This is a genomic window from Streptococcus parasanguinis, assembly GCF_901875555.1.
GTDB lineage: Bacteria > Bacillota > Bacilli > Lactobacillales > Streptococcaceae > Streptococcus > Streptococcus parasanguinis_H.
Map to the genome: position 1 here is coordinate 211716 of NZ_CABFMD010000022.1, position 21413 is coordinate 233128.

The window sequence follows — 21413 nt, forward strand, 5'->3', positions numbered from 1 at the left end:
AGACAAATTGTTAGAAAGGCAATTTGTCTTTTTTGTTTCCTTGCGCTATCAAAAAACCACCCGAAGGTGGCTTGCCTTAATTCTTAGGCTCAGGTTTCCACACCCATTCTGCTCCGTATTCTGCAAGGAGATCATCAGAAGCAGTTGGTCCCATGGACCCTGACTTGTACTCATAGAGCGGTGCTCCATTTTCAGCCCAGAGTTTTTCAATTCGATCAATTAATTGCCATGAAGCGCGAACTTCGTGCCAATGGCTATAATTGGTGGAATCATTGTTCAACACATCATAAATCAATTTTTCATATGGCTCTGGTGAAGCTCCAGTTGCCGTTGCATCCGTTTCATAGTCGAAAGAAATCGGCGCGATACTGAACTGCTCGCCCACTTCTTTTCCATTGATGCTCAATGAAAAGCCTTCATTTGGCTGAATATAGATGGTCAAGACGTTAGGTCGTAAACTGTCTCCAAAGATAGAATCTGTTTGCTTAAAGACCACATTGACCATGGTTCCTTTCTTAGTTAGACGTTTCCCAGTACGGAAGAAGAAAGGTACTCCTTGGAACCGATCGCTATCGACAAAGAAAGCTCCAGAAGCATAGGTTTCCGTAGTAGATTCAGGATCGACATTTGGTTCACTGCGATAAGAGATATCTTTTTTTCCTTCGATGGTTCCAGAATGGTATTGGCCACGGATGAAGAATTTCTTTAATTCCTCATCAGTAGGATTGTGCATTTGCTCGAACACTTTAACTTTTTCAGCACGAATCGCATCCTTGGTAAAGGTAGCAGGTTTATCCATAGCAAGCAAAGACAAGAGCTGAAGGGTATGGTTTTGCACCATGTCCCGAAGGGCTCCAGAGTGATCATAGTAGCCACCGCGTTCTTCAACACCCAAGCGTTCTGCAAAGGTAATTTGGATGTTGTCAATGAAGTCTCGGTTCCATAGGTTATCAAAAATCAGATTGCCGAAACGAATGGCAAAGATATTTTGGATCATTTCTTTTCCAAGGTAGTGGTCAATCCGGAAGATTTGTTCTTCATCGAAGGTTTCTTCCAATTCCTTGTTGAGTTGACTGGCCGTTTCTAGGTCTGTACCAAAAGGTTTTTCAACGATCAAGCGCTCAAAGCCTTGTCCATCCACAATGCCTTCTGATTTCAGGTGTTTGGCAATGGTTCCAAAAAATTGAGGAGCCATGGATAAGAAGAAGACCTTGTTGTGTTCTGTTTGGTATTTCTCATCCAAGCTGGTTTGCAATTCGCGCAGAGCGATGTAATGCTCTGTATCATTGACGTCATGACTTTGGTAGTAGAAATGACTGGCAAATTCTTGAGCTTGTTGGGGGCTATCTGCCAGATCTGTGATGGATTCTACCACGACCGATTCAAAGTATTCCTTGCTCCATGGTCTGCGGGCTGTTCCGATCACTGCAAAGTGTTCAGATAGATTTCCTGATTTATAGAGTCTAAAAAGGGATGGATAGAGTTTGCGCTTAGCTAAATCTCCACTGGCCCCGAAAATGGTGACAATAACTTTTGAAGACATTTAAGTACCTATTTCCTATTTTATTAACCATATTTTACCATAAAATCTACAAGATTTCCTATACAGAAACTAAGTTCCTCACAATTTCCAATTGAGTGTGACTCGGTGAAAGAAAAAGCTAGAACACAGGTTGGTTCTAGCTTTGACTGGTATAAGATATTTGACTCACAACCCAAGCTCCATCAGAATACGCGATAGACATAAGGATTGTCGGGTTTTGTAATGGTCTGGCAATCTCTAATGTGGAGGACTGGCAAGCTTTGCTTGAGCTGCTTGTGGTATTCAATGGACAAGGTTCCTTTGGCCTGGATCCAAGTATTGTTTTCGAAATGCTGAGGGGCCCCGGTCGTTAAGAGGCCGTAGACGCCGGAATCTGCAATACAGTGGATGATCCCAAAGCGAAAGAGGAATTGACTGTCTTTGTTATTAGGGTCATTGTAGACAAAGCCAGTTAGCTCGATCGTCTTTCCTGCAAATTGGTCAGGATAATCATAAATCACTTCCATGACTTCCATGTAATTCTCAGTAGTCACCTGGATCACCTTTTTATCCACATATTTCTTTGCTGCCTGCTTCATTTCTGATTCATAGGCAGACTTGGTGAAATAGCTACTGGTATCCGGTTTGAGATACTGAGTGGTTGTTCCTTCGTCCTGCTGGATTTCCTTGGAAGAACCAGCCGCCACTGGGAAGTGATAGCCTTTGGCAGAGACTGTTTGGGAATCTAACGTTACGGTTGGGAAAAATAGACCGACAAACAAAGGAATACAGAGCAAGAAGATACTCGCCACTTTTGCCCAGAAGCCAGATAGATGACTGTGGATTTTCATTTGTTTGACCCAGATAATCAGCTGCACAAGAGCTAAAACAAAGGACAAGAACATGGAAATATAAGCCAAGTAAGAGTAGTGTAAGTTGATGTATTGATTGAGCTTACCAGATAATTGCAAATACATGGTGAGTTCAAAATAGCCAGCTAATATCAAGAAACGAATCATAGCACTACCCCCACAAACCAAGCATAAAGGAGCACAACTCCACAAACAATTCCGATAAATTGCCAGATGAAACGAGCCTTGAGATAATTTTTCATCATGAGGAGATTTTTGACATCCAGCATGGGACCAATCACCAAAAAGGCTAGAACAGGCGCTAGTCCAAAACTGCTCAGAAGAGAGGATCCAACAAAGGCGTCAGCCTCGCTACAAAGTGACAGGAGAAAGGACAAAACCATCAGTAAGAGAATGGCCACAACCGGTGTCGCACTGATTGAGGTGAGGATCCGTGTTGGAACATAGACTTGGACGAGGCTGGCAAAGAGACAACCAAATACTAGGTAGCGTCCTGTGTCAAAGAATTCATCAATGGCCTGCACCAAGACTTGAAAGAGCTTTTGGCCTTTGCTCAAATCACTAAAATCATGTTCATGCACAGGCTTGCGCTGTTCTTTTTGGATCGAATCTGTTTGAATAAAACCAAGAAAGATCCCTAGTACCGCTGCGACTAGAAGCGATCCCAAAGCGCGGTAGAGAGCCATCTTTAGGGAATTTCCAAATGCAGAATAGGTTGCAAAGAGAACGATGGGATTGATGACGGGTGCTGTCACCAGAAAGGGAACAGCAGTATAACTAGGAACCTTCTTCTCTAAAAAGCGATTGATAATAGGAACAATCCCACATTCGCAGGAAGGAAAGATGAAACCGACAAAAGTCCCAAAGAAAATCCTCCCAAATTTATTTTTAGGGAGAAAACGGTAGACCCTCTCTGGGGTGATATAGACCTCAATGATCCCTGAAATGATACTTCCGATTAGGACAAAGGGCAGGGCCTCAATGATAATCGAAAGAAAAATAGCCCCAGCCTGCAAGACGCTTGAGGGGAGATGTTGAAAGACGGCCATGGCTATTTAGCCTTCTCGTCTTCTTTTTTAAGAGCTTTTTGAGCCTTCTTTTTCTCATCTGGGAAATCGACTTTCTTTTCTACATCTGGAAAACTCGCAAAGTTTTCAAACATTTTATCAAGATCATCTGTCTTAGAAAATTTAATAGCCATTTTTGGGCCTCCTTATTCATTTTCTATCATTATAACAAAAAGGAAAGAGCAAGGGGGAAATGGAGCATAAAAGTCAAGGAGGAAACCGAAGCAATCGGTAGCTAGGGGCCTTGGCTACGGTAAAATATGCTATAATAGAAGCTATGGATAAATATGAAAAAATAGCCCAAGAATTGGGTGTAAGCTTAAAACAAATCGATACCGTATTGAGCCTGACCGCAGAAGGCTCAACCATTCCCTTCATTGCCCGCTATCGAAAAGATCTGACAGGAAATTTAGATGAAGTAGCGATCAAGGCCATTATTGACCGGGATAAGTCCTTAACAGCCCTAGCTGAACGGAAGGAAACCGTCCTAGCCAAGATTGCTGAACAAGGCAAGTTGACGGATGCGCTTAAGCAGGCAATTGAAGCTGCTGAAAAATTAGCGGATGTCGAAGAACTCTATCTGCCTTATAAGGAAAAACGGCGGACCAAGGCCACGATTGCCCGAGAAGCAGGTCTTTTCCCCTTGGCGCGCCTTATTCTACAAAATAGTCCAGACTTGGAAGCGGAGGCACAGAAATTTATCTGTGAGACCTTCCCAACTGAAACAGCGGCTCTAGCTGGTGCAGTAGATATTTTGGTAGAGGCTATTTCAGAGGACACCCAACTGCGGGCTCTCACCTATCAAGAAATTCATGGGTATTCCCTCATGACGTCAACCTTGAAGGATGAAAGCTTAGATCCTAAGCGAACTTTTGAAATCTACTATGATTTTTCTGAAAAGATCAAGAGTATGCAAGGTTACCGGACGCTTGCTCTCAATCGTGGGGAAAAATTGGGCGTTCTTAAAGTCGGATTTGAGCACCATCTGGATCGAATCATTCGTATTTTTGAGGCACGATTTAAAACGAAAAATACCTATGTCGATGAGGTAATTCAGCAGGCCGTCAAGAAAAAAATTGTACCAGCGATCGAACGCCGGATTCGAACAGAGTTGACTGAGGCTGCCGAAGACGGTGCTATCCAATTATTCTCTGAAAATCTACGGAATCTATTGCTCATTCCTCCATTGAAGGGTCGCGTGGTCCTTGGTTTTGACCCAGCCTTTCGGACAGGTGCCAAATTAGCCGTTGTCGATGAAACAGGAAAGATGCTCACAACCCAGGTCATCTATCCAGTTGCCCCTGCCAAACCAGCTCAGATCGAGCAAGCTAAAAAGGATCTGTCCTCCTTGATCATGGAGTTTAACGTAGAGATTATTGCCATTGGAAATGGAACCGCCAGCCGTGAAAGTGAGGCCTTTGTCGCAGAGGTGCTCCATGACCATCCAGGGGTCCGCTATGTCATTGTCAATGAAAGTGGAGCGTCTGTCTATTCGGCAAGTGAGTTGGCCCGCCATGAGTTCCCAGAATTAACTGTTGAAAAACGTTCGGCTATTTCTATTGCTCGCCGCCTGCAAGACCCCTTGGCCGAATTGGTGAAAATTGACGCCAAATCGATTGGTGTGGGTCAATACCAGCACGATGTCAATCAGAAGAAATTGACCGAAGGCTTGGACTTTGTGGTGGATACGGTCGTTAACCAAGTTGGGGTCAATATCAATACCGCTAGTCCCTCTCTCTTAGCGCATGTAGCCGGGCTCAATAAAACTATCTCTGAAAATATCGTCAAATACCGGGAAGAAGAAGGAATGATCCTTTCACGAGCACAGATAAAAAAAGTCCCTCGTCTCGGAGCCAAGGCTTTCGAGCAGGCGGCGGGATTCTTACGCATTCCTGAAAGTAAAAACATTTTGGACAATACTGGCGTCCACCCTGAAAGTTATAAGGAAGTTGAAAAACTTTTTGAACTCCTTGGGATTACCGAACTCGATGAATCTGCTCAAGAAAAATTAAAAGCTGTCAAGATAGAGGAAATGTCGACCCAGCTTGATCTGGGACCAGAAACTCTAAAAGATATTATTGCTGATCTCTTAAAACCGGGTCGCGACTTGCGGGATTCCTTTGATGCACCAGTGCTCCGTCAGGATGTCTTGGATATTAAAGATCTCCATATCGGTCAAAAATTAGAAGGGGTTGTGCGTAATGTGGTTGATTTCGGAGCCTTTGTCGATATTGGTATTCACGAGGATGGCTTGATTCATATCTCCCATATGAGCAAGCAATTTATCAAGCATCCAAGCCAAGTCGTCTCAGTAGGTGATTTGGTAACTGTCTGGGTGAAGAAAATCGACGTGGAACGCGAAAAAGTCAACCTCAGTTTGGTAGCACCGAATGAATCTGACTAACTATGTCCGCCAAGTGTCTCTGGAAGATTTTGGGAGAGAATTCCGTCATCAAGCAGTGTGGAATCCGCGTCTCCAAACCACAGGAGGCCGTTTCTTTCCCAAGGATCGACACCTCGATTTTAACCCCAAGATTTACCAGACTTTCGGATTAGAAACCTTTCGCAAAATCGTCCGTCACGAACTCTGTCATTACCATCTTTACGATCAAGGTAAAGGCTATCGCCACAAAGACCCAGCCTTTAAGCAACTCCTCCATCAAGTGGATGGTCTTCGTTTCACTCCCTCTCTACCAGATAGGACTAGGCGAGTCAAGTGCATCTATCTCTATCAATGTCCCCATTGTGGTCAAGAGTATAGACGAAAGCGAAAAATCGATCTGCAGAAATATGCCTGCGGTCGCTGTCGCAGCCGCCTGCAATTCCTTGAAATGAGGCAGGAATAAGAATCGGTCTTTAGGCGGATCTCTTTCAAGTTAGACTTTGCTAAAATAGGTCTAACTAGAAAGAGGAACATCAAATGACATCATCATTTTACAAATTAAAACGACATCGCCTAGTTTCAGGTGTGCTAGCTGGCTTAGCTGATAAATTTGGTCTAAGCGTGACCCTACTACGCTTCTTGTTTATTCTTTTTACGGTTTCTCATGCCTTTATCGGTGTGATTATCTACTTACTGTTAGATACGACCTTACCTTATAAGGAAGAGGAGGAGCAGGAAATGTTTGACTACGGGCCTCGACCTCGTCGGAGAAAAGAGGCCGAACCCATCCATGATCAGAATGATAGTCCGTTTTTCTAAAAGGAGATCCGGGTGAAGCAGAAGTTCTATTACCTTGCTTTTATTCTATATCTCTTCTTCAGTTTTATAGGACAGTTTTTCATTTTAAATCGTGTTTTTGGAGAAGGAGTTGGAACAGTTTTTATCGGAATGCTCCTTTTTCCACTGGGCATTTGGAATAGTCTCTTCTACCTCTTGTTTCTGACAACAGAAAAGGCAAGAGAGCCACAAATTTATCGGTTTTCGATTTTATTTCTTCCGATGTTGTACCTGGTTTTGTCCTTGCTGGGGGGAGGACCTGCCGCCTTTATGCTCGGCTTGATCGCATTTCCTTCAAATGCAGTGGTCTATGCAGTTTCTACCGGAATCAAATCCATGATCAAAAATTTCTTGCAAGGCTGAAGGCTGGAGTATTCTTCAGATGTTACCATCATTTCCTAGAGGTTAGAGACCTTTGTCTTAGCCTCTTTTTAGTCGCATTAAAAAGGAGTTGAAAATGGATCTTTCAAATGACACTTCAGTCTCTCGTCTGAAGAGAAAATCTGCTATAATAGAGAGAGAATTTTAAAAGGGAGAATGATATGGCAGTTACTGTTCGCGATATACAGGAAAAGCTTCGTCTGTCAGTTGTTTATGGGGATGATAACCTCTTAAGCAAGGAAATTACGACTGCAGACATTTCACGTCCAGGTCTTGAAATGACGGGCTATTTCGATTATTACACACCTGAGCGAATTCAGCTTGTAGGAATGAAAGAATGGTCCTACCTGGTGAAGATGAGCTCTCACAACCGACATCAGGTCTTGCGCAAGATGTTCCAGCCAGAGACACCTGTCATCATTGTCGCGCGGAATTTAGACATTCCAGAAGAAATGTTGCGTGCTGCTGAAGAAAAGCAACTAGCCATTTTGAAGAGCAATGTTGCGACGAGTCGTTTGTCTGGAGAGCTTTCTAGCTATTTGGATAGTCGGCTAGCAGAGCGTACCAGTGTACACGGTGTCTTGATGGATATTTATGGGATGGGTGTCTTGATCCAAGGAGATAGCGGAATCGGTAAAAGCGAGACAGGTCTGGAACTTGTCAAACGGGGGCACCGCCTCGTAGCAGATGACCGAGTCGATATCTATGCGAGAGACGAGATGACCCTTTGGGGAGAGCCAGCTGAAATCCTACGCCACTTACTAGAGATCCGTGGTGTCGGAATTATCGATGTCATGAGTCTCTATGGCGCGAGTGCTGTCAAGGATTCATCACAAGTCCAAATCGCTGTTTACTTGGAAAATTATGCTAAGGATCAGGTCTATGATCGTCTTGGTAATAATGCAGAAGAGTTAGAAATCGGTGGCGTGACCATTCCTCGTATTCGCATCCCTGTGAAGACTGGCCGTAATATTTCGGTCGTGATTGAAGCAGCAGCCATGAATGTTCGGGCCAAAGAAATGGGCTATGATGCTACCAAAACTTTTGAAGAACGTTTGTCCCAGTTGATTAGTCAAAATGAGGTGAAGGAATGAATCCAGTAGCTCTTCAATTAGGTCCAATCAATATTCGCTGGTATGCAATTTGTATTGTCTCTGGCTTGATTCTAGCTGTTTATCTTTCCATGAAAGAAGCACCTCGGAAGAAAATTGATCCTGATGCCATCATTGATTTTATTCTGATCGCCTTTCCTCTTGCAATTGTGGGGGCCAGACTCTATTACGTTATTTTCGAATGGGGCTATTATAGCCAGCATCTTGGTGAAATTTTTGCTATCTGGAACGGAGGAATCGCGATTTATGGTGGTCTCTTAACTGGGGCATTGGTCTTGTATCTATTTTCTCGTAGACGCTTGATCGAGCCAATTGATTTTTTGGATATTGCTGCTCCAAGCGTCATGATTGCACAGAGTATTGGTCGTTGGGGAAACTTCTTTAACCAGGAAGCTTATGGAGCTGCTGTCAAAAGTCTCAACTACCTGCCCTCTTTTATTCGAGACCAAATGTATATAGATGGCAGTTATCGTCAGCCGACTTTCTTATATGAATCCAGTTGGAATCTGCTAGGATTTTTCTTGATCTTGATTCTTCGTAGGAAGGCCCAATTTTTGAGGCAAGGTGAGATCACAGCCTTTTACCTTATCTGGTATGGTTTTGGTCGGATGATCATCGAAGGAATGCGGACGGATAGCTTGATGTTTGCGGGCTTACGTGTTTCCCAGTGGTTGTCGATGATCCTGATTCTAGTTGGACTCGCCATCATCATCTACCAACGTCGCAAAAAAGCCCCTTATTATGTAGAAGCAAAGGAGTAACATATGTTTATTGAAATCGTATACGGCCTCCTAGGCCTTGCCTTAGTAGCGCTTGTCATTTATATGATTTTTTTCCTCTCAAAGATTGGAAAAGTTGTAGATGAGACGCAAAAAACGATTCAAGTGTTGACATCAGATGTCAATGTCACCTTGCATCAGACCAATGATCTATTGGCAAAAGTCAATGTTTTAACAGATGATTTGAATCAAAAAGTTGCAACGATTGACCCGCTATTTACAGCCGTAGCAGATCTTTCCGTGTCAGTTTCAGATTTGAATGATCAAGCTCGTCAATTAGGTTCCAAAGCTGTATCAGCTGGTGGAAAAACAGTGAAAGCCTCTATCGGATTAAAAGCGATTCAGATGGCTTCAAAATTATTTAAATAGAATCGAGGAAGAATATGGGACGTTTATCTAGTTTATTAATTGGGGTCATTTCAGGTGCTTCAGCAGCCTACTATTTATCAACTGAGCAAGGAAAGAAAGTTACTAAAAAAGTGGTGCGCTTCGTAAAAGATTATCAAGAAGATCCTCAAGAAGTACATGAATCAGTTAAACAAACTGCTAAGGATGTTTCAAAACAAGCTGCAGAAGTGATCCAACAAACAAAAGAAAAAGTTGGATCTGGAGAAATTACGACAGGAACTGTTTTGGAATCTGTCAAAGAAAAAACGCAAGATGTGGTTGAAAAATCTCAAGAAGTCTATCACTCATTTAAGGATAAACTTCAAAAAGAAAATCTAAGTGGAAATGACTTGGTTCAATCCATTCGCAAACAAACAGAATCAGAAGACATCGTGCTAGACTTGGATGAAAAAGATCTTGAAAAAGCAGCTGAAGAAGAAACAAAAGAAGTATAAAAAATGAGGCTCAGTGAGCCTCATTTCAGATTGAAGACAAAATCATCTTAGAAACTTTCCTTAAGTGAGTACGGACGTCAGCGAACTTCAAAGAAGTTCCATGACTTAGTTTTGAATCTAAAGTTTCAAAACTCCCGAGTGCCTGAAACAATTATGTTTCAGGCACTTTTCTCACGGCGGAAAGTTTCAATAGATGGTTGAATAACTTTAACTCGTAAAAAGTATTTATTCTTATAGAATCCCTAGGAAGCCTTTGAATTATCAAACACCATACCAAGTTTTTCTGAGTTACATGAAAAGTCTAACTTAATTTGACAACTTAGGAATTAAAAAAATTCGACTAAAATAAAAAAATCAGGCGAACCTGATTTTTATTATTTTCGTTTATTGTAGTAAATTCGGAATCCTTGAATACTAGCAAAGCTAGAACCAATCGCTAAAGCAAAGGCGAAGAAGGTATTCATTTTCGTTGCTAAAAAGATAAAACTAAATACAACCGTCAACACACAGAAAATAGCGATATTTAAAAAATATAGCAATTCACTTAATTGAGGTGCGGGTTCAACTTCAGGAGCATAGTCCTGAATAGGGGTTTCTTGGGTTTGTTTGGTTAATTCGATATAATCGAATTCTTCACCATAGTGTCTTAAATTTCTTACGGGCATTTTCTCTCTCCTAACAGTACTCTATTATTCTATCATGAATTCAGGTATATAAATGTTACAAAAATGTTACAAATTTTACAAAATGAATAAATTTTTCTAGAATATCGGAATTTTTGTTATAATGGTTCTATGAAAAATATTATAATTACAGCAACAGCAGAGAGTGTTGAGCAAGCGCAAGCCCTGATCAATGCAGGGGTTGACCGAATCTATGTCGGTGAAAAAGACTACGGATTACGATTGCCTCAAACTTTAAGCTATGACGAAATAAATCGAATTGCCCAATTAGTCCATGCTGCTGGCAAAGAATTGACAGTGGCTGTAAATGCACTCATGCACCAATCGATGATGGATTCAATCAAGCCTTTCTTAGATTTTCTGAAGGAAATTCAGGCTGATTATATTACTGTCGGAGATGCGGGCGTTTTTTATGTCCTGAAGCGTGACGGCTATCCGTTTAAAACTATTTATGATGCCTCTACCATGGTCACTTCTAGCCGCCAGATTAATTTCTGGGGAAAACAAGCAGGAGCTTCTGAAGCTGTTTTGGCCCGTGAGATTCCATCTGCCGAACTATTTGTGATGGCAGAAAATTTACAGATACCGGCTGAAGTCTTGGTTTACGGTGCTAGCATTATTCACCATTCGAAGCGTCCTTTGCTTCACAATTATTATAATTTTATCAAGACAGAAGAATCGGTTACCAAGGAGCGTGATTTGTTCCTAGCGGAGCCGGGAGATCCGGATTCCCATTACTCTGTCTACGAAGACAAGCATGGAACACATATTTTTTCAAACAATGATTTGGATATGATGACCAAGCTCTCTGAGTTGGTTGAGCATGGGTATGATCATTGGAAACTGGATGGTGTCTACTGTCCGGGTGAGAACTTTGTCAAGATTACAGAATACTTTATCAAAGCCCGTGATTTGATCCAAAAAGGAACATTTACACAGGATCAAGCCTATCTGTTTGAAGAAGAAATCCGCAAATTGCATCCAGCTAATCGTGGTTTGGATACTGGTTTCTATGATTATGAACCAGATCGTGTAAAATAATAAAAAAACTAGGGCTTCTTCGTTTGTGAGTTTTCCTTTTTCAGGGAACGAAGAGGCGATTCATAAATCGACAATCTTGTAAATTGGAGAAAACATGACAAATACAAAAAAACGTCCAGAGGTCTTGGTACCTGCTGGAACCTTAGAAAAATTAAAAGTTGCCGTTAATTATGGGGCAGACGCTGTATTCGTTGGTGGACAAGCCTATGGTTTACGTAGTCGTGCCGGAAACTTCACCATGGATGAGCTCCGTGAAGGAATTGAATATGCTCATGCCCGTGGAGTGGATGTACACGTAGCTTCGAACATGGTGACACATGAAGGAAATGAAAAAGGAGCTGGTGAGTGGTTCCGCGAATTGCGGGATATGGGACTGGATGCTGTGATCGTATCAGACCCGGCCTTGATTGAAATCTGCTCAACCTATGCGCCAGGTCTTCATATTCACTTGTCTACCCAAGCTTCTGCGACCAATGTAGAAACCTTCCATTTCTGGAAAGAATATGGCTTGACTCGTGTCGTCTTGGCTCGTGAGGTGTCCATGGAAGAGTTAGCTGAGATCCGTAAGCGTACAGACCTTGAGATTGAGGCCTTTGTGCATGGAGCCATGTGTATTTCCTATTCAGGACGGTGTACGCTTTCCAACCACATGTCTGACCGAGATGCCAATCGTGGTGGCTGTTCCCAATCTTGCCGTTGGAAATACGACCTTTACGACATGCCATTCGGCCAAGAACGTAAGAGTATCAAAGGCCAAATCCCAGAAGAATACTCTATGTCAGCTGTGGATATGTGTATGATCGAACATATCCCTGATATGATTGACAATGGAGTTGACAGCTTGAAGATTGAGGGTCGGATGAAATCAGTCCATTATGTATCAACGGTTGCCAACTGTTATAAGGCCGCTTGTGATGCTTATATGGAAAGTCCAGAAGCCTTTTATGCTATCAAGGATGATTTGATCAATGAATTGTGGAAGGTGGCTCAACGTGAGTTGGCGACTGGTTTCTACTACCAAACACCTACCGAAAATGAACAATTGTTTGGAGCACGTCGAAAGATTCCTCAATATAAGTTTGTAGGAGAAGTCGTAGACTTTGATCCATCTACCATGGTTGCGACCATTCGTCAACGGAATGTCATAAATGAAGGGGATCAAGTGGAATTCTACGGACCTGGCTTCCGTCATTTTGAATGCCATATTCAGGATTTGCACGATAAAGACGGTGTTAAAATTGATCGTGCACCAAATCCGATGGAACTCCTTACCATCACCGTTCCACAGGAAGTCAAACCAGGAGATATGATCCGTTCTTGTCAAGAAGGTTTGATCAATCTTTACTCAAAAGATGGCGCAAGTAAAACTGTTCGAGTATAACAAAAAAAGAGAGGGTTAAACCTCTCCTTTTTGTTGGGCGATGCGAATATTATTTGGGACCAAACTGATTTTCTGGATCTCAGAAATCCGAATAATCGTGGACATACTCTTTTTAAAATTTTTCACGATCAGTTGTCGGCGATCTTGGTCATATTTGACAATATCGCCTGTAAAACTCTTGTTTGAAAAAATAACATGAACCCCTTGTTTTTTTCGCAATGCTTGTTGAATGATTTCAATAATTCTCTCATCTTCTAATGGGGCAGGGGTACTGACTTTTCCATTGAAAAATTCATTTGCTCGGTCTTTAACGATCTCGAGAAATTTTTTCATAGCTAAATTCTCCATAACTTGATACAATATATTATAGATAATTTCAACGATTTTGTAAATGATTTACGAATAATAGAGATGAGAAGGCAAGAAAGGAGTCGTGAAATGGCAGAATTTTCATTCCAAATCGAAGAACATCTACTGGTCTTGTCAGAAAATGACAAGGGTTGGACCAAAGAATTAAACCGTGTAAGTTTTAACGGTGCACCTGCAAAGTATGACCTTCGGACATGGAGTCCCGATCATACAAAGATGGGCAAGGGGATTACGCTTACCAATGAAGAATTTCAAGTGCTGTTAGATGCTTTTAAAAATGGATAGACAAAAGGAGTTGAGGACTGGTCCTCGCTCTTTTTGTGTTTCGATATAAGTTAAAACTATAGATAGATCAAAGATATTAGATTACCCCAAACCCTTGTTTATCAAGCACTAGAGTGATACAATGAATTCATTCATTGCTTAATGTATAACTATAAGCAGGAGGAAGAAAGATGTCAGATTTACTAAGTATTTATAATGAGTTGCAAGCTAAAAAATGGGTGGATTTGAGTCACCAAATCAATGCCGATAGCCCACACTTTCCAGCTCTTCCAGCCTTGAAGCAAGAGGACCTCTTTACACTCAAAGATGGTTTTCATGTTCAAAAATTCACGGTTGTGGGGCAATACGGAACACATATTGATGCGCCGATTCACTTTGTGGAAGGTGGTCGTTGGTTGGATGAGATTGCTCTCAAAGATCTTCTCTTGCCACTTTATGTCATCGACAAATCGAAAGAAGTTGCAGCCAATCCAAACTTTATCTTGAGCAAACAAGATATCTTAGACTTTGAAGCAGAGCATGGACAAATTGCAGAAGGGGCCTTTGTGGCCTTCCGTAGTGATTGGTCAAAACGTTGGCCAGATCAAGATGCCATGCGTAACCTTGATGAAAATGGGGTTCAACAAAGTCCAGGATGGAGCCGTGAAGCTCTAGAATTTTTGATTCATGAACGCCATGTCAAAGCAGTAGGCCATGAAACCTTTGATACCGATGCGGGTATTCCAGCAGCAGAACATGGTTTGGTCAATGAATATTATCTCTTGGAACAAAACATCTACCAAGTAGAAGTATTGAATCAATTGGATCAAGTACCAGCTGTTGGTGCTTTGATTTCGATTGCTTTCCCACATTGGGACAAGGCAACTGGCTCACCAGTTCGTGCCATTGCCATCTTACCATAAGCTAAGAAAAAGAGAGTGGGACAGAAATCGTTAATTCGTTAGAATTCGATTTCGTCGTCCCACCTCCGCACAGTTGAGTAGGGTTGTAAAAGCTGATGAAATCAGCGTAGTAGAGCCCACTCAACCACTGCGTCTTGCTCGACAATCCAAAAACTATGAGAGGCTAGGACTTTTGTCCCAGCCTCTTATTTTTTATCGCATGGTTACGAATTCTTCTGATCCAGTTGGGTGAATGGCAACGGTAGCGTCGAAATCGGCTTTTGTCGCTCCCATCTTGATAGCAACGGCAAATCCTTGGATCATTTCGTCCACTCCATATCCAAGACCGTGAAGGCCAACGACTCTTTCTTCTGGTCCTGCAGTGATGAGTTTAAATTTTGCTTGCTGGCGGTGTTGGGTTACAGCGGTGTACATGGAAGCAAATTGAGAAGTATAGACTTTGATATTCTCTTTTCCATAAGTTTGTTGGGCTTCTTCCTCCGTTAAGCCAACCGTTCCGATAGCAGGGTGAGAAAAGACAACGGTCGGGATACTTGTATAATCCATTTTGGCATCGACTTTTCCATTGAATAGTCGTTCAGAAAGAGTGCGTCCAGCTTTAATAGCGACAGGGGTTAATTCTTTTTCTCCTGTGACATCGCCAAGGGCATAGATTCCTGGAATAACTGTATTCTGGTATTCGTCCACTGCAATGAATCCTTTTTCATTTAAGGTGACACCTGTAGCTTCCAAATTGAGATCCTGGACGTTTGGTTTTCGTCCTGTTGCCCAGATGACATGTTCAGCCACGTGGCTGGTCATATCTTCAAAATAGATCTTCACACGACCATCTGCTAATTTTTCAAGCTTCATGGGAACCTTATGTTTGTGAAGTGGGAGGTTTTGTTTTTCCATCTCTTCCATTAAGCCATCGACAATATAGGAATCAAAACGACGTAAAACCCGATCTTTTCGGATGAAGAGGTCTGTTTGAACGCCTAAATGGTGGAGCACACCGGCTAGTTCCACCGCGATGTAGCCTGCCCCAATAATGGCAACAGATGTAGGGAGTTCTTCCCAAGCAAAGACATCATCAGAAGTTTCGCCGAATTCTGCTCCAGGAACAGAAGGAATATGAGGATGGGCTCCAGTCGCAATTACGATATGCTTGGCATGGATCCTTTCTCCATTGACCTCAATCGTATGAGCATCCACAAAACGAGCACGCCCTTCAATCAATTCGACTCCATTGCGTTTAAAACTACCATCATAAGAATTCCGAGAACGATCTATATAGGCTTCGCGATTCTTTCTTAAGGTTGCAAAATCAAATTTGGTCTGTTCAGAAGTAAATCCATAGTCTGGTCCATAATCGCGAATAGCTTCTGCGATTTGTGCACCATACCACATAATCTTTTTAGGCACACATCCTCTGTTGACACAGGTGCCCCCCAATTGTTTTTCTTCGATGACAGCAGCGCGTGCTCCGTGCTCCCCAGCCCGGTTCATCGTAGCGATTCCTCCACTACCTCCACCGATTGAAATAATATCAAATTCTTTCATGTTTTCCTCCTAAATGGGATTTCAGTTTGATTGTAATATCAACTGTTACAAAAGTCAAGGGTTTAGCATAATACCAAGCATTTTAATTTCATTTTCCGTGTTAATTTTAGATAGAAAAGCAAGGAAATATGGTATACTATGGTATAGAATAAAACGCTTTCTTTGATGGAGAAAAACGATGAAGAAATTGAAAAAATGGCAACTTTTTACAGCTGCAGGCGCAGCAATTGCGATGATTGGAACAGGCAGTGTGATGATGTTTTCACATCCAAGTACTTCTGATCAAGCAATCACGAAAGAAACTCCAATGGTGCAAACGGTCAAGGATGGATCGATCGCTTCTTCTGTCTTGTTAACTGGGAAGGTTACTGCCAATCAGGAACAGTATGTCTATTTTGATGGGACCAAAGGGGATTTGCAGTCGATTTTGGTCAATGTAGGAGATCAAGTGACGGCTGGTCAGCCAATCGTTCAGTATAGCAGTACGGAGGCCCAAACAGCTTATGATGCCGCCGTTCGTGCTGTCAATAAGGCAGATCGTCAGTTAAATGATTTACTGACAAATGGTGTGACTATTGATACGACAGGAGATGAAGAAGCAGATGCCAAGTCAGCTTCACAGACCCAACGAACTGTTGATTCTCAAGCTAGTGATTTACGAGATGCCAAGTCTGACGCGGTCGATAATATGAACAAGGCTAAGGCGCTTCTGGATGCGACAACAGTCAAGAGTAATACAGATGGTACCGTGGTCGAAGTCAATAAAGATGTTTCAAAATCAACCACGGGTACCAATCAAACTCTGGTACATATTGTGAGCAACGGTCACTTACAAGTCAAAGGAGAATTGTCTGAATACAATTTGGCCAATATCTCTGAGGGTCAGGAAGTGGTCCTTACTTCCAAAGTTTATCCAGATAAAACTTGGACAGGAAAGATTTCGTATGTAGCCAACTATCCGACTGACGCGGGTCAAGCAGGTGCCAACGCAACAGGTGGAACACAAGGAAGCGGTGGAGCCAAGTACCCATTCACAGTAGATATTACCAGTGAGATTGGGGAACTCAAACAAGGCTTTTCTGTCAATATTGAAGTCAAAAGTTCTACTCAACATCCCCTTGTTCCCGTGACAAGTGTCATGGCTGATGGAGATACGAGTTATGTATGGACGGTCGAAAATGGTAAGGCTAAGAAAGTAAAAGTGACGCTTGGTGACGCCGATGCTGAAAACCAGGAAATCTTGTCAGGCTTGAAGAAAGATGCTCAAGTTATTGTGAATCCTAATGAGAAACTGGAAGATGGAAAAGAGATCGGAAAATATGACAAAATTGATTGAACTAAAAGGCATCAATAAGACCTATAAAAATGGGGATCAGGAACTTCGTGTCTTAAAAGACATCAATTTAGAAGTCGAAGAGGGAGAATTTGTGGCCATTATGGGTCCATCCGGTTCAGGGAAATCAACCTTGATGAACGTTATTGGCCTGTTGGACCGCCCGACCAGTGGAGAGTACTTTCTAGAAGGCCAGGAAGTTGGAAACCTCAGTGAGAAAAAATTAGCGCGTGTTCGAAATGAACAGATCGGTTTTGTCTTTCAACAATTCTTTCTTCTCTCCAAGCTCAATGCCTTTCAAAATGTAGAACTGCCTCTCATTTATGCAGGGGTTCATCCTGCTAAAAGAAAGGAATTGGCTGAGCAATATCTTGAAAAGGTAGAGCTCCATTCTCGCATGCACCATTTGCCTTCAGAGCTCTCAGGGGGTCAAAAACAGCGGGTTGCGATAGCTCGTGCCCTCGTCAATCAGCCAGCTATTGTCTTAGCAGATGAGCCGACTGGTGCCTTAGATACCAAGACAGGTGAGCAAATAATGGATTTACTAACCAAGCTAAATGAAGAAGGAAAGACCATTATCATGGTTACGCATGAACCAGAAATTGCAGCCTTTGCTCATCGTCGCATCGTCATTCGTGACGGAGTGATCTCCTCAGATAGCAAGCTGGAAAGGGGGACCTAATGCAAAATTGGAAATTTGCGATCAACTCGATTATGAGCCATAAATTACGGTCTTTCTTGACCATGGTAGGGATTATTATTGGGGTTGCTTCTGTCGTTGTCATCATGGCTCTTGGAGATGGCATGAAAGCTGGTGTTACCAAGACCTTCACTAAGGACCAAGAATATGTACAAATCTCCTATTCTCCAAATAAGAGTGGTTATGTGACAGGGGTTAATGTCGGCCCTTCTGATGATACTGGAGAAGGTGGAGGCGGAGGCGAAAGTGGTCCTGCAGCCGAAGATAGAGGGATGGCAGCCCCATCGGATATAGAAGGAGAAAATGCTGAAGATATTGATGGTCAAGTACAAGAAGCACCACCAGTTGTGCAAGAATCCTGGGTCAAGGAATTAACCAAGATTCAAGGGATCGATGGCTACTATGTTGGCAATACCTCCAATGCAACCATTGCTTTTCAAAAGAAAAAAGCAGACGGGGTGAATATCCAAGGGGTAAATGAGACCTATTTTTCTGTTAAGAAGGTGGAACTCCTATCTGGCCGAAAATTAACGCCTGCAGATTATAGTAATTTTTCGCGGGTTGTGCTTCTGGATGAAGGGTTAGCACAAAAATTATTTGGATCTGAGAATCCGCTGAATCAGGTGGTCTCTGTTGGAGACAACAATTATCGGGTTGTTGGTGTATTTAAAGATCCAAATGCGGGGACAGCCCTTTACGGAGCTTCTTCAGGTGGTAGTGCCCTAATGGCCAATACCCAACTAGCTTCTGAATTTGGAACAGACGAGATTCAAAATATTGTCGTTCACGTTCCAAATGTGAAAGAAATCAAATCTGTTGGGATCGAAGCTGCTCAAAAGCTAACAGAGCTTTCAGGTGTTCGCCAAGGGGAATTCCAAATCTTTAATTTGGATAGCTTCCTAGAGGAAACCAACAAAGTGCTCGGAATTATGACGACAGTGATCGGTGCTATTGCAGGGATCTCCCTCTTAGTTGGTGGAATAGGAGTCATGAATATCATGCTTGTCTCTGTTACCGAACGGACGAGAGAAATCGGTCTTCGCAAAGCTTTGGGAGCAACTCGAGGTAAGATTCTGGTTCAATTTTTGATAGAATCTATGGTCTTGACCATCATTGGAGGGCTGATTGGTCTTGGCCTTGCTTATGGTGTGAATAGCTTAATTACTTCCCTTGCTGCAGCCTCCTTAGAAGGACCACCAATTATTTCCTTAAACGTCGCCATCGGTAGCATTATTTTCTCTGCTTTTGTAGGCATTATCTTTGGGATTTTACCAGCAAATAAGGCTTCTAAGTTAAATCCGATCGAAGCACTGCGTTATGAATAAAAAAATAGGAGCGAGTCAGGATGAATGGATCAAGATTCACCACGCTCCTTTTTTGTATTTTTGTCGAACCCTTTTCAATCATATTGCCTTATACAGGTTAAACTGATTGAGCAGTCAATGACGGTGTTCAGATATTTTTGAGTATTCATTCAGGAAACCGCATTTCTTCTTCCATCATATTTTTGTTTAATTGGTAAATATTAGTGAATTTCTGGTCTAAATATGGTAGAATAGGAAAGAATAACTTAGGAGGGTCCAAATGACTACTGAACATATGGAAGAATTAAATGACCAGCAGCTTGTCCGTCGTGAAAAGATGGCGGCACTTCGTGAACAAGGAATCGACCCATTTGGAAAGCGATTCGAACGCACTGCAAATTCAGGTCAATTAAAAGAAAAATATTCAGAATTAGATAAAGAACAACTCCACGACTTGAACGAAACAGCTATTATTGCCGGTCGTCTTGTTACCAAACGTGGAAAAGGAAAGGTTGGCTTTGCCCATCTTCAAGACCGTGAAGGTCAAATCCAAATTTACGTTCGTAAGGATGCTGTTGGAGAAGAAAACTACGAGATCTTCAAAAAAGCAGACCTTGGAGATTTCCTTGGTGTTGAAGGGGAAATCATGCGCACAGACATGGGTGAACTTTCGATTAAAGCAACTCATATCACTCACTTGTCAAAAGCCCTTCGTCCTTTACCCGAAAAATTCCACGGACTTTCAGACGTTGAAACCATCTATCGAAAACGTTATTTGGATTTGATTTCAAACCGTGAAAGTTTCGAACGCTTTGTAACCCGTTCAAAAATCATCTCTGAAATTCGTCGTTATTTAGATGGTCAAGGATTCCTTGAAGTGGAAACACCGGTGCTTCACAATGAAGCTGGTGGTGCGGCTGCTAAACCATTTATCACTCACCACAATGCACAAAACATTGACATGGTCCTTCGTATCGCGACTGAGCTTCACTTGAAACGTTTGATTGTTGGTGGGATGGAACGCGTTTACGAAATCGGACGGATCTTCCGTAACGAAGGAATGGATGCCACTCACAACCCTGAATTCACTTCGATCGAAGTCTACCAAGCTTACGCTGACTTCCACGATATCATGGACTTAACAGAAGGTATCATCCAACATGCTGCTAAAGCTGTCCATGGTGATGGTCCAATCGACTACCAAGGAACAGAAATCAAGATCAACGAACCATTCAAACGGATTCACATGGTGGATGCGATTAAGGAAATTACAGGTGTTGATTTCTGGCAAGACATGACCTTTGAAGAAGCTGTAGCACTTGCAAACGAAAAACATGTACCAGTTGAAAAACACTACACAGAAGTGGGACAAATTATCAATGCCTTCTTCGAAGAATTTGTTGAAGAAACCTTGACGCAACCAACTTTTGTTTTTGGTCACCCAGTAGCAGTGTCACCTTTGGCTAAGAAAAATCCAGAAGACCCACGCTTCACTGACCGTTTCGAACTCTTCATCATGACCAAAGAGTATGCGAATGCCTTCACGGAATTGAATGATCCGATCGATCAATTGCAACGTTTTGAAGCGCAAGCGCGTGCGAAAGAATTGGGAGATGACGAAGCAACAGGCATCGACTATGACTACGTTGAAGCCCTCGAATATGGTATGCCACCAACAGGTGGACTTGGAATTGGTATTGACCGCCTCGTTATGTTGTTGACCAATGTAACAACGATTCGCGACGTTCTTCTCTTCCCAACTATGAAATAAGCTAAAAAAACACTGATCTTGCGATCAGTGTATCAGATTGAAGAAAAAGTCTTCTAAAAAACTTTCCTTAGGTGAGTACGGACATCAGCGAACTTCTACGAAGTTTCATGACTAAATTAAGATACAGAGGGCGTCTGTGGATAAAGTCAAAATAGGAAGTTTAACGCAGAATCTTTCGATTCTAGGAGAACTTATCTTTTTGACACAATCCGCAGCCCTTGTTCAATTTGTATTGAGCCCCTTCGCTCTTTAATTTCTGGGCTCAGGCTAAAACAGTTTCCCAAACTGTTTTACTCTCAATAATTCC

Annotated in this window: 23 protein-coding genes; 16 read left to right on the plus strand and 7 right to left on the minus strand. The window is 42.3% G+C overall.

The annotated features are described in order from the left end of the window. Positions 1-76 precede the first annotated feature (76 nt). The 4 genes from zwf to JX304_RS06025 form a co-directional block, all read right to left on the minus strand. The gene (gene zwf, locus JX304_RS06010) at positions 77-1543 is read right to left on the minus strand and encodes a glucose-6-phosphate dehydrogenase (protein ID WP_205011692.1); all 1467 of its coding nucleotides are present in this window, start codon (positions 1541-1543) and stop codon (positions 77-79) included. Between the two features lie 182 nt (positions 1544-1725). Beyond that, positions 1726-2541, minus strand: a complete 816-nt coding sequence (locus JX304_RS06015; RefSeq protein WP_205011693.1) for a TIGR03943 family putative permease subunit — start codon at positions 2539-2541, stop codon at positions 1726-1728. After that, positions 2538-3443 (minus strand): permease, encoded by a 906-nt coding sequence (locus tag JX304_RS06020; RefSeq protein WP_205011694.1) that lies wholly within the window; start codon positions 3441-3443, stop codon positions 2538-2540. The genes JX304_RS06015 and JX304_RS06020 overlap by 4 nt, the downstream gene beginning before the upstream one ends. 2 nt (positions 3444-3445) lie before the next feature. Further along, positions 3446-3595 (minus strand): SPJ_0845 family protein, encoded by a 150-nt coding sequence (locus tag JX304_RS06025; protein ID WP_187540457.1) that lies wholly within the window; start codon positions 3593-3595, stop codon positions 3446-3448. 143 nt (positions 3596-3738) lie between these two features. On the opposite strand from JX304_RS06025, the gene JX304_RS06030 reads away from it, so the two are divergent. The 8 genes from JX304_RS06030 to JX304_RS06065 all read left to right on the plus strand — a co-directional run bounded on the left by JX304_RS06030 (position 3739) and on the right by JX304_RS06065 (position 9795). Further along, the gene (locus tag JX304_RS06030; RefSeq protein ID WP_205011695.1) at positions 3739-5865 is read left to right on the plus strand and encodes a Tex family protein; all 2127 of its coding nucleotides are present in this window, start codon (positions 3739-3741) and stop codon (positions 5863-5865) included. After that, positions 5852-6307: a SprT family protein gene (locus JX304_RS06035; protein ID WP_205011696.1), complete on the plus strand. Its 456-nt coding sequence runs from the start codon at positions 5852-5854 to the stop codon at positions 6305-6307. The genes JX304_RS06030 and JX304_RS06035 overlap by 14 nt, the downstream gene beginning before the upstream one ends. Before the next feature lie 74 nt (positions 6308-6381). Continuing rightward, on the plus strand, positions 6382-6663 hold the full coding sequence (locus JX304_RS06040; protein WP_205011697.1) for a PspC domain-containing protein: 282 nt from the start codon (positions 6382-6384) through the stop codon (positions 6661-6663). Between the two features lie 12 nt (positions 6664-6675). Continuing rightward, positions 6676-7044, plus strand: a complete 369-nt coding sequence (locus JX304_RS06045; RefSeq protein ID WP_205011698.1) for a hypothetical protein — start codon at positions 6676-6678, stop codon at positions 7042-7044. 179 nt (positions 7045-7223) lie between these two features. Continuing rightward, positions 7224-8156 (plus strand): HPr(Ser) kinase/phosphatase, encoded by a 933-nt coding sequence (gene hprK / locus JX304_RS06050; protein WP_205011699.1) that lies wholly within the window; start codon positions 7224-7226, stop codon positions 8154-8156. Further along, positions 8153-8935 (plus strand): prolipoprotein diacylglyceryl transferase, encoded by a 783-nt coding sequence (lgt, locus tag JX304_RS06055; protein ID WP_205011700.1) that lies wholly within the window; start codon positions 8153-8155, stop codon positions 8933-8935. Before hprK ends, lgt begins: the two co-directional genes overlap by 4 nt. 3 nt (positions 8936-8938) lie before the next feature. After that, a complete protein-coding gene (locus JX304_RS06060; protein ID WP_205011701.1) occupies positions 8939-9322 on the plus strand; it encodes a DUF948 domain-containing protein in 384 nt (127 codons plus the stop codon). A 14-nt stretch (positions 9323-9336) separates the two neighbouring features. Next, positions 9337-9795, plus strand: coding sequence for a YtxH domain-containing protein (locus JX304_RS06065; RefSeq protein ID WP_205011702.1), 459 nt, complete (start codon positions 9337-9339; stop codon positions 9793-9795). 374 nt (positions 9796-10169) lie between these two features. On the opposite strand, the gene JX304_RS06070 is transcribed toward JX304_RS06065, so the two are convergent. After that, complete coding sequence (locus tag JX304_RS06070) at positions 10170-10460, minus strand: DUF3270 family protein (protein WP_205011703.1); 291 nt, start codon at positions 10458-10460, stop codon at positions 10170-10172. A gap of 129 nt (positions 10461-10589) precedes the next feature. On the opposite strand from JX304_RS06070, the gene JX304_RS06075 reads away from it, so the two are divergent. Both JX304_RS06075 and JX304_RS06080 read left to right on the plus strand, forming a co-directional pair. Further along, entirely contained in the window at positions 10590-11519 is a 930-nt protein-coding gene (locus tag JX304_RS06075; RefSeq protein ID WP_205011704.1) for a peptidase U32 family protein, read from the plus strand. A gap of 94 nt (positions 11520-11613) precedes the next feature. Next, positions 11614-12900 carry a peptidase U32 family protein gene (locus tag JX304_RS06080; RefSeq protein ID WP_205011705.1) on the plus strand — a complete coding sequence of 429 codons (1287 nt, stop codon included), beginning with the start codon at positions 11614-11616 and terminating at the stop codon, positions 12898-12900. Between the two features lie 15 nt (positions 12901-12915). Here the strand turns inward: JX304_RS06080 and JX304_RS06085 are convergent, their stop codons facing one another. Further along, a complete protein-coding gene (locus JX304_RS06085) occupies positions 12916-13248 on the minus strand; it encodes a hypothetical protein (protein WP_205011706.1) in 333 nt (110 codons plus the stop codon). Between the two features lie 90 nt (positions 13249-13338). Between JX304_RS06085 and JX304_RS06090 the strand changes: the two genes are divergently transcribed. Both JX304_RS06090 and JX304_RS06095 read left to right on the plus strand, forming a co-directional pair. Beyond that, positions 13339-13554 (plus strand): YdbC family protein, encoded by a 216-nt coding sequence (locus JX304_RS06090; protein ID WP_205011707.1) that lies wholly within the window; start codon positions 13339-13341, stop codon positions 13552-13554. A 170-nt stretch (positions 13555-13724) separates the two neighbouring features. Beyond that, positions 13725-14456, plus strand: coding sequence for a cyclase family protein (locus JX304_RS06095; RefSeq protein WP_205011708.1), 732 nt, complete (start codon positions 13725-13727; stop codon positions 14454-14456). 192 nt (positions 14457-14648) lie between these two features. Here the strand turns inward: JX304_RS06095 and gorA are convergent, their stop codons facing one another. Beyond that, positions 14649-15998, minus strand: a complete 1350-nt coding sequence (gorA, locus tag JX304_RS06100; protein WP_205011709.1) for a glutathione-disulfide reductase — start codon at positions 15996-15998, stop codon at positions 14649-14651. Between the two features lie 178 nt (positions 15999-16176). On the opposite strand from gorA, the gene JX304_RS06105 reads away from it, so the two are divergent. The 4 genes from JX304_RS06105 (at position 16177) to lysS (ending at position 21106) form a co-directional block, all read left to right on the plus strand. Further along, on the plus strand, positions 16177-17334 hold the full coding sequence (locus JX304_RS06105; RefSeq protein ID WP_205011710.1) for an efflux RND transporter periplasmic adaptor subunit: 1158 nt from the start codon (positions 16177-16179) through the stop codon (positions 17332-17334). Next, on the plus strand, positions 17318-18013 hold the full coding sequence (locus JX304_RS06110; RefSeq protein WP_205011711.1) for an ABC transporter ATP-binding protein: 696 nt from the start codon (positions 17318-17320) through the stop codon (positions 18011-18013). The genes JX304_RS06105 and JX304_RS06110 overlap by 17 nt, the downstream gene beginning before the upstream one ends. Then, positions 18013-19356 (plus strand): ABC transporter permease, encoded by a 1344-nt coding sequence (locus JX304_RS06115; protein ID WP_205011712.1) that lies wholly within the window; start codon positions 18013-18015, stop codon positions 19354-19356. Before JX304_RS06110 ends, JX304_RS06115 begins: the two co-directional genes overlap by 1 nt. Before the next feature lie 259 nt (positions 19357-19615). After that, positions 19616-21106 (plus strand): lysine--tRNA ligase, encoded by a 1491-nt coding sequence (gene lysS / locus JX304_RS06120; RefSeq protein WP_205011713.1) that lies wholly within the window; start codon positions 19616-19618, stop codon positions 21104-21106. The last annotated feature ends 307 nt before the right edge of the window (positions 21107-21413 follow it).

Bases quoted from the DNA above. Each gene is read 5' to 3' on its own strand.
- JX304_RS06110 (WP_205011711.1), top strand. From the start codon at position 17,318: ATGACAAAATTGATTGAACTAAAAGGCATCAATAAGACCTATAAAAAT.
- JX304_RS06090 (WP_205011707.1), top strand. From the start codon at position 13,339: ATGGCAGAATTTTCATTCCAAATCGAAGAACATCTACTGGTCTTGTCA.
- JX304_RS06105 (WP_205011710.1), top strand. From the start codon at position 16,177: ATGAAGAAATTGAAAAAATGGCAACTTTTTACAGCTGCAGGCGCAGCA.
- JX304_RS06030 (WP_205011695.1), top strand. From the start codon at position 3,739: ATGGATAAATATGAAAAAATAGCCCAAGAATTGGGTGTAAGCTTAAAA.
- JX304_RS06095 (WP_205011708.1), top strand. From the start codon at position 13,725: ATGTCAGATTTACTAAGTATTTATAATGAGTTGCAAGCTAAAAAATGG.
- JX304_RS06070 (WP_205011703.1), bottom strand. From the start codon at position 10,460: ATGCCCGTAAGAAATTTAAGACACTATGGTGAAGAATTCGATTATATC.
- lysS (WP_205011713.1), top strand. From the start codon at position 19,616: ATGACTACTGAACATATGGAAGAATTAAATGACCAGCAGCTTGTCCGT.
- JX304_RS06060 (WP_205011701.1), top strand. From the start codon at position 8,939: ATGTTTATTGAAATCGTATACGGCCTCCTAGGCCTTGCCTTAGTAGCG.
- JX304_RS06080 (WP_205011705.1), top strand. From the start codon at position 11,614: ATGACAAATACAAAAAAACGTCCAGAGGTCTTGGTACCTGCTGGAACC.
- gorA (WP_205011709.1), bottom strand. From the start codon at position 15,998: ATGAAAGAATTTGATATTATTTCAATCGGTGGAGGTAGTGGAGGAATC.
- JX304_RS06015 (WP_205011693.1), bottom strand. From the start codon at position 2,541: ATGATTCGTTTCTTGATATTAGCTGGCTATTTTGAACTCACCATGTAT.
- JX304_RS06035 (WP_205011696.1), top strand. From the start codon at position 5,852: ATGAATCTGACTAACTATGTCCGCCAAGTGTCTCTGGAAGATTTTGGG.
- JX304_RS06065 (WP_205011702.1), top strand. From the start codon at position 9,337: ATGGGACGTTTATCTAGTTTATTAATTGGGGTCATTTCAGGTGCTTCA.
- JX304_RS06020 (WP_205011694.1), bottom strand. From the start codon at position 3,443: ATGGCCGTCTTTCAACATCTCCCCTCAAGCGTCTTGCAGGCTGGGGCT.
- JX304_RS06025 (WP_187540457.1), bottom strand. From the start codon at position 3,595: ATGGCTATTAAATTTTCTAAGACAGATGATCTTGATAAAATGTTTGAA.
- JX304_RS06040 (WP_205011697.1), top strand. From the start codon at position 6,382: ATGACATCATCATTTTACAAATTAAAACGACATCGCCTAGTTTCAGGT.
- lgt (WP_205011700.1), top strand. From the start codon at position 8,153: ATGAATCCAGTAGCTCTTCAATTAGGTCCAATCAATATTCGCTGGTAT.
- JX304_RS06085 (WP_205011706.1), bottom strand. From the start codon at position 13,248: ATGGAGAATTTAGCTATGAAAAAATTTCTCGAGATCGTTAAAGACCGA.
- zwf (WP_205011692.1), bottom strand. From the start codon at position 1,543: ATGTCTTCAAAAGTTATTGTCACCATTTTCGGGGCCAGTGGAGATTTA.
- hprK (WP_205011699.1), top strand. From the start codon at position 7,224: ATGGCAGTTACTGTTCGCGATATACAGGAAAAGCTTCGTCTGTCAGTT.
- JX304_RS06075 (WP_205011704.1), top strand. From the start codon at position 10,590: ATGAAAAATATTATAATTACAGCAACAGCAGAGAGTGTTGAGCAAGCG.
- JX304_RS06115 (WP_205011712.1), top strand. From the start codon at position 18,013: ATGCAAAATTGGAAATTTGCGATCAACTCGATTATGAGCCATAAATTA.